The organism is Psychrosphaera sp. (genome assembly GCF_982872775.1).
On record NZ_CEYNSH010000076.1, the window covers coordinates 1 to 5,577 of the forward strand.

Genomic DNA, 5,577 nt, shown 5'->3' on the forward strand with positions numbered 1-5,577 from the left:
CATGGAGTATTTTTCTCAATAGGGTCAACTATCGCGACCGGACTAGTGAGTAAAGACAAAGAAGCAAGTGCTATTGCAACTATGTTTACTGGCTTGACAGTAGCTTTGGTGACTGGAGTACCTTTAGGGACCTGGATTGGTCAAGAGTTTGGTTGGCGAGCTACATTTCTAGTGGTGTCACTATTAGGGCTTGTCGCTTTAATAGGAAGTGCTTTATTGATCCCAAATAACCTAAAACAGTCAGTACCTGCGACGTTAAAAGAGCAATTGCAAGTACTAACACAGCCGCGCTTACTTTTGGTTTACGCGATGACTGCAGTCGGCTATGGAGGGACGTTTGTTGCGTTCACATATCTTGCGCCTATTTTACAAGATGTCACTGGCTTTGCGGCAAGCTCGATTGGCTTAATTATGCTCGTATATGGCGTTTCGGTCGCTGTAGGGAACATTTGGGGTGGAAAACTCGCCGATAAGAGAGGCCCGATTGGCGCCCTAACCATTATCTTTTCAATGTTAATTGTTGTGCTAGCGGTCTTCACTTTTTCTGCAACTAATCCTTATACCGCGGTGATCACAGTATTGATTTGGGGAGCATTCGCATTTGGCAATGTTCCGGGACTGCAAGTCTATGTTGTTCAACTTGCTGAAAAATTCACTCCGAACGCTGTAGACGTAGCGTCCGGGTTAAACATAGCCGCCTTTAATATCGGCATCGCGATAGGATCAATCACTGGTGGTCTCGTCGTTGACGAACTAACACTGATGGACACTCCTTGGATTGGCTCATTAATTGTAGTTGGAGCACTTATCCTCACTGTTTGGTCTGGAAGACTCGATAAGAAAAGTATGACTTCAACAGCAATGTAAACAAACCAGCATACCGAGAAGAAATATAATTAATGATATTTACTTAGCCTTCTCTCGCACTGCCTTAAAAAAGTGCACTCTAACTAAAAGGGTGCGCTTTTAATTTCAATTTTCTAACTTTTTAGTGAAGAGTTGCCTGATCATTTTTCATTGTCATGAAATAAAACATTCATCAAAACAACACATTTTAATTGAAATCAAGAGGCTATAATTCAAGCTACTTCTAAGTATCAGTTAGGCTCGATCTAAAACAACAACTGGTATGTTTCTTTCTTAACTACTTAAACATCGATTTATAAATCGATAAGGCCGATTGCGTTTTACTATCGTGTGTCAAAGATAATGGGAGATGGTCCACCATGCGAAATATTATCGAACTCATTCACAACACTGTTGATGAACTAAGTCAGCTAACACATTTAGGTATTAGTCAGTTTGAAATGGATGTTAAAGACATGGACGAAGAGATAGACAAGGATTTGTTAGGTATTGAAGAAAGTAACAGAGCGAATTATAGCTACACTAGGTCCTATAACTTAAATAAAAACAAGTGACTGGGCATAGGATATTTACTGATTTCGGTCAGGGAAAGTAGGGCCATATGTCATCCATTTCCCTATGTAAATTAACGAGTACAAACCGAAAAAACATTTATGTGCAACCAAAGCCCTTACTACGCTATGGATTAACTATCGGAACAATTTAAAGTATTTTTTTTTGTATTGTTTTCTATTAGTACGCCCTCCTACTAAATTGGCCATCTTTTGCTATATCTTATAAGACGTTAATAGTATTGGATACACCAAGATGTGGGAAAAACTGTTCAGATCTGATTTTATGCCTCATGGCATGTGTTATATGTGGGAGCCAGGGTTGGTTTGGCTTCATGTCATCTCAGATGCATTAATTTTTTTGGCGTACATTAGTATTCCCGTCACCCTTGTTTATATTTTAAAGATACGTTCCGATCTCATATTTTCTAAAATCACTGCCTTGTTTGGTGCATTTGTTTTGTTGTGTGGTTTTACGCATTTGATTGCGGTTTATACCGTTTGGAATGGTGCTTATTGGTTCAGCGGAACCGTTAAATCAATAACAGCATTAGTCTCTGTAGCAACAGCTTATATGCTGTGGAAGTTGGTCCCGACACTGAAAGAAATTCCCACGGTTGAGAAGCTAAAAATTGAAGTGGAAAAACGTGAGGCTGCAGAAGCGTTATTGACTGAGAAAGCCAAAAAGCTTGAACAGGAGTCGAAAAAGTTAGCATCGGTTAACGACGAGCTTAAAGCGTTTGCTTATGCTTCATCACACGATCTTAAATCTCCTCTTCGCGGTATAAAACAACTGGCTAGTTGGATTGAGGAAGACTTGGAAGACGAAGGAATGAGCCTACCAGAAGACTCTCAAGAGCACTTTACCTTATTGAAATCCAGAATTACCCGAATGGAACGACTTCTTGATGACTTACTCGAATACTCAAAAGCTGGCCATGCCACTGGAGATTTAAAAGAGGTCGATGTCAAAGAACACAGTACCGAGCTTTTTGAGCTGTTAAACACTAAGACCAAAGCTCAATTGCACCTAGCTCAAGGTTTACCTACCTTCAACACACTTGAGCAACCCTTCTCTCTTGTCCTGCGTAACATTTTAGACAATGCCCTCAAACACAGTGATAAGAACGCTGGAAATGTCTGGGTTGATGTAGAAGAGCAGTCAGACTTTTATCTATTTAAAATTACTGATGACGGACCAGGTGTCAGCCCCGAAGACTTCGATAAAATCGTTAAGATTTTTAGCACACTTAAGCCAAAAGACGAGGTCGAAGGCAGTGGGATGGGCTTGGCAATCATCAATAAAATTGTACAACGTGTTGGCGGCGAGCTGTCGTTTGAATGCTCAGAAGGTAAAGGCCTTACGGTCAAATTTACTTGGCCTAAACAAAGAGCAATTGAGTCGTTAAAAGAGCTAGATGCAATTTAAGGCACAATCTATAAAGAAATACACGAGGTTTAAAATGGATCAAGTCGATACAACACAGCCTAAAGAAAAATACGATGAGATAAATATTTTGCTCGTTGAAGACGATGACATTGATGCTCAAGGCATTAAGCGGGCGTTTAAAAAACAGAAAATTACGAACCCGGTCACTAGAGCAAGGAATGGATTAGAGGCTTTAGAGAAGTTGCGTTCGGGAGAACTATCAAAACCCAGAATTGTACTTCTCGATATTCAAATGCCCAAAATGAATGGTCTAGAGTTTTTGAAGGCAATTAGAGATGACGAAGAGCTTAAGGATACCGTTGTATTTGTTTTGACGACATCAAAATCAGAGGAGGATATTGTTGCAGCATATAAAAAAAGCATTGCGGGCTATATCGTAAAAACTGAGCTTGATACGTCTTTTGAGCAGCTCATTCAATTACTTCGCTCTTACTGGCGAGCTATTGAGCTACCGAAAAAGTAACAGTGTGGTGATACTTTGAAAATATTACTTGTTGATGACGATCAAGTCGACAGAATGTCGATAAAACGTCTACTAAAGAAATCAAAACTCGACGTCGAAATTACTGAGGTCGAAACAGGAATAGATGCCCTACGTGCTCTGGAGTCGAATGACAATCCAGAGTTTGACCTCGTACTGTTAGATTATCAGTTACCTGACATGAGCGGTTTTGATGTACTCAAACGCACATCAAATGGGATTTTTGGTGCAACTGCAATTATCTTTTTAACCGGGCAGGAAGATGAAGAACTTGCCGCACGTTGTTTAGAAAACGGTGCTCAAGACTTTTTACTGAAAAAAGACATTACCCCGAGTCATTTACAAAAAGCGATAACGCATTCGAGACTGCGTCACGAAAACGAAAAGCAACTGGATGACAGTCGCAAGAAAATGCAAGAGCTAGCAGAACATGATCAGCTCACTGGTTTATTGAATCGCTATGCGTTTGAGCAACATATCGCCGAAACTCACTCACTGCGAGAGCGCCTTGAGGTGTCGTTTAGTCTCATGTTATTGGACTTGGATAATTTTAAGTGGATAAACGATACGTATGGCCACAACTATGGTGACCGAATCCTTACTTTAGTTTCAGAGCGTCTTCAAAAAGTTTGCCGCGAACACGATTTGTTGTGCCGTTTGGGGGGAGATGAGTTTGCACTTGCCCTGTACTGCAAAGAGCAAGGATACTCCCACATTGTGGCGCATCGAATCTTTGAAGCACTAAAGGAACCATTCGAAGTTGATAGTTTGAGTCTTAAAATTGAATGCAGTATTGGCATTGCAGAGTTTAACAGCGATTTTGATAGTTTAAATGATGCTCTAAAAAAAGCAGATTTAGCGATGTATCAGGCTAAAGCCAGTGGTAAGAACACCTTTCACTATTTTAGTGATGAACTTCAAAAAGCGGCAGAACGACGTATTTGTATCGAAACGGAACTTCGAAATGCATTGGAAAATGATGAGTTTATTGTTTTTTATCAACCTCAAATAGGAACAAAGTCAAAAAGTTTAGTCGGAGCTGAAGCCTTGGTGCGTTGGAATCATCCAGAAAAAGGACTGCTGGGCCCTGGTGCTTTTATGGATGTGGCAGAGGCAACTGGTTTGATCGCTAAAATAGATCAAGTTGTTCTTGAAAAGGCGCTAAAACAAAAATCAGAATGGACAAATAAACACAAAGTAGAAAATGATTTTAGAGTGGCAATTAATATCTCGGCAAGTCACCTAAAAGATCCTGCGTTTACTGGCAAAGTAAAAACGTTAATTCAGAAATTTGATATCGACCCAGGGCAGATTGAACTGGAGATAGTCGAAAGTGAACTCGTTAATGACTTCGAAATGGCTATTAGAGTATTAGAGGAATTGAACCAGTTGGGCATTGTGCTTGCGATAGACGACTTTGGCACCGGTTATTCTTCATTAAGTTATTTGAAGCATCTAAAAGTACACACGCTCAAAGTAGATCGTTCTTTCATTATTGATGTTGCGCAAAGTGAAGTCGATTGCCAATTATTAAAAGGGCTAATCAACCTTGGCCAGTCAATGAACTTAAATATCGTTATTGAGGGTGTTGAAGAGGCAGAACAATTAGAAAAATGTGAGGCCTTTAATGCTGAGATTGTACAGGGATATTTCTTTTCCAAGCCACTGCCAGCAAATGACTTCATTTCGTTTTGCCAAAAGTCTGGATAGATCAACTATTGGTTTAAAAAAGGCTTCTGCATTTGCTTTTCTATTTGAAAAGTATGCAAAAGCCTCACGAGTTATCCTTAGCTAAAACGTTCCAAGTTGTTATTGCATCCCACCTAGTGATTGAACACCTAAAACCTAGTCCTTTACTTTAATTATCTAATATCTGGCTCTAGGAGAAGTGATCACGGAGTCAAACTTACTAGCGCTATAGATTTTCTCTGCCAAAATCACTATTTCACGGTGAAATTTAGACGGTACTGCGCGATAGGCTAGTGATAACAGTGCTTTTTTCTTACTTCTATTATTTTTATGATATCTGTAAGTTGTAGAGTTTACGACAAAACCACTCGCTTCTAGACAGCGACCAACTTCCTTTGAGGAATACTCACGTACATGCCCCATATGTCCTAAGCCTCTGAGTTTGGCGAATTCAATTACAGGGTCAGCAATGCTTCGCCCTGTTAAAAACCTTGCGATTGAAGGCAATGAATAAACATTTGGAGTGGTTAAAAGAAGTT

General features: G+C 39.9%; 6 protein-coding genes. 5 read left to right on the forward strand and 1 reads right to left on the reverse strand.

The features are described from left to right. The 5 genes from AC4E96_RS13755 to AC4E96_RS13775 form a co-directional block, all read left to right on the forward strand. Window positions 1-867 (forward strand): MFS transporter (locus tag AC4E96_RS13755; protein WP_490256232.1); only part of this gene is annotated, 867 nt, incomplete at its 5' end. Between the two features lie 359 nt (window positions 868-1,226). Beyond that, entirely contained in the window at window positions 1,227-1,421 is a 195-nt protein-coding gene (locus AC4E96_RS13760) for a hypothetical protein (protein ID WP_488033287.1), read from the forward strand. Window positions 1,422-1,674: 253 nt separating this feature from the next. Beyond that, entirely contained in the window at window positions 1,675-2,847 is a 1,173-nt protein-coding gene (locus AC4E96_RS13765; protein WP_490256233.1) for a sensor histidine kinase, read from the forward strand. Between the two features lie 34 nt (window positions 2,848-2,881). Next, entirely contained in the window at window positions 2,882-3,331 is a 450-nt protein-coding gene (locus tag AC4E96_RS13770; protein ID WP_490256234.1) for a response regulator, read from the forward strand. 15 nt (window positions 3,332-3,346) lie between these two features. Next, a complete protein-coding gene (locus tag AC4E96_RS13775; protein WP_490256235.1) occupies window positions 3,347-5,059 on the forward strand; it encodes a two-component system response regulator in 1,713 nt (570 codons plus the stop codon). Window positions 5,060-5,215: 156 nt separating this feature from the next. Here AC4E96_RS13775 and AC4E96_RS13780 read toward each other — a convergent pair. After that, a partial coding sequence (locus AC4E96_RS13780; RefSeq protein WP_490256236.1) for a hypothetical protein occupies window positions 5,216-5,577 on the reverse strand: 362 nt, incomplete at its 5' end.

Excerpts from the sequence above, each read along its gene's own strand:
- AC4E96_RS13765 (WP_490256233.1), top strand. The coding sequence starts at position 1,675 with ATGTGGGAAAAACTGTTCAGATCTGATTTTATGCCTCATGGCATGTGT.
- AC4E96_RS13760 (WP_488033287.1), top strand. The coding sequence starts at position 1,227 with ATGCGAAATATTATCGAACTCATTCACAACACTGTTGATGAACTAAGT.
- AC4E96_RS13770 (WP_490256234.1), top strand. The coding sequence starts at position 2,882 with ATGGATCAAGTCGATACAACACAGCCTAAAGAAAAATACGATGAGATA.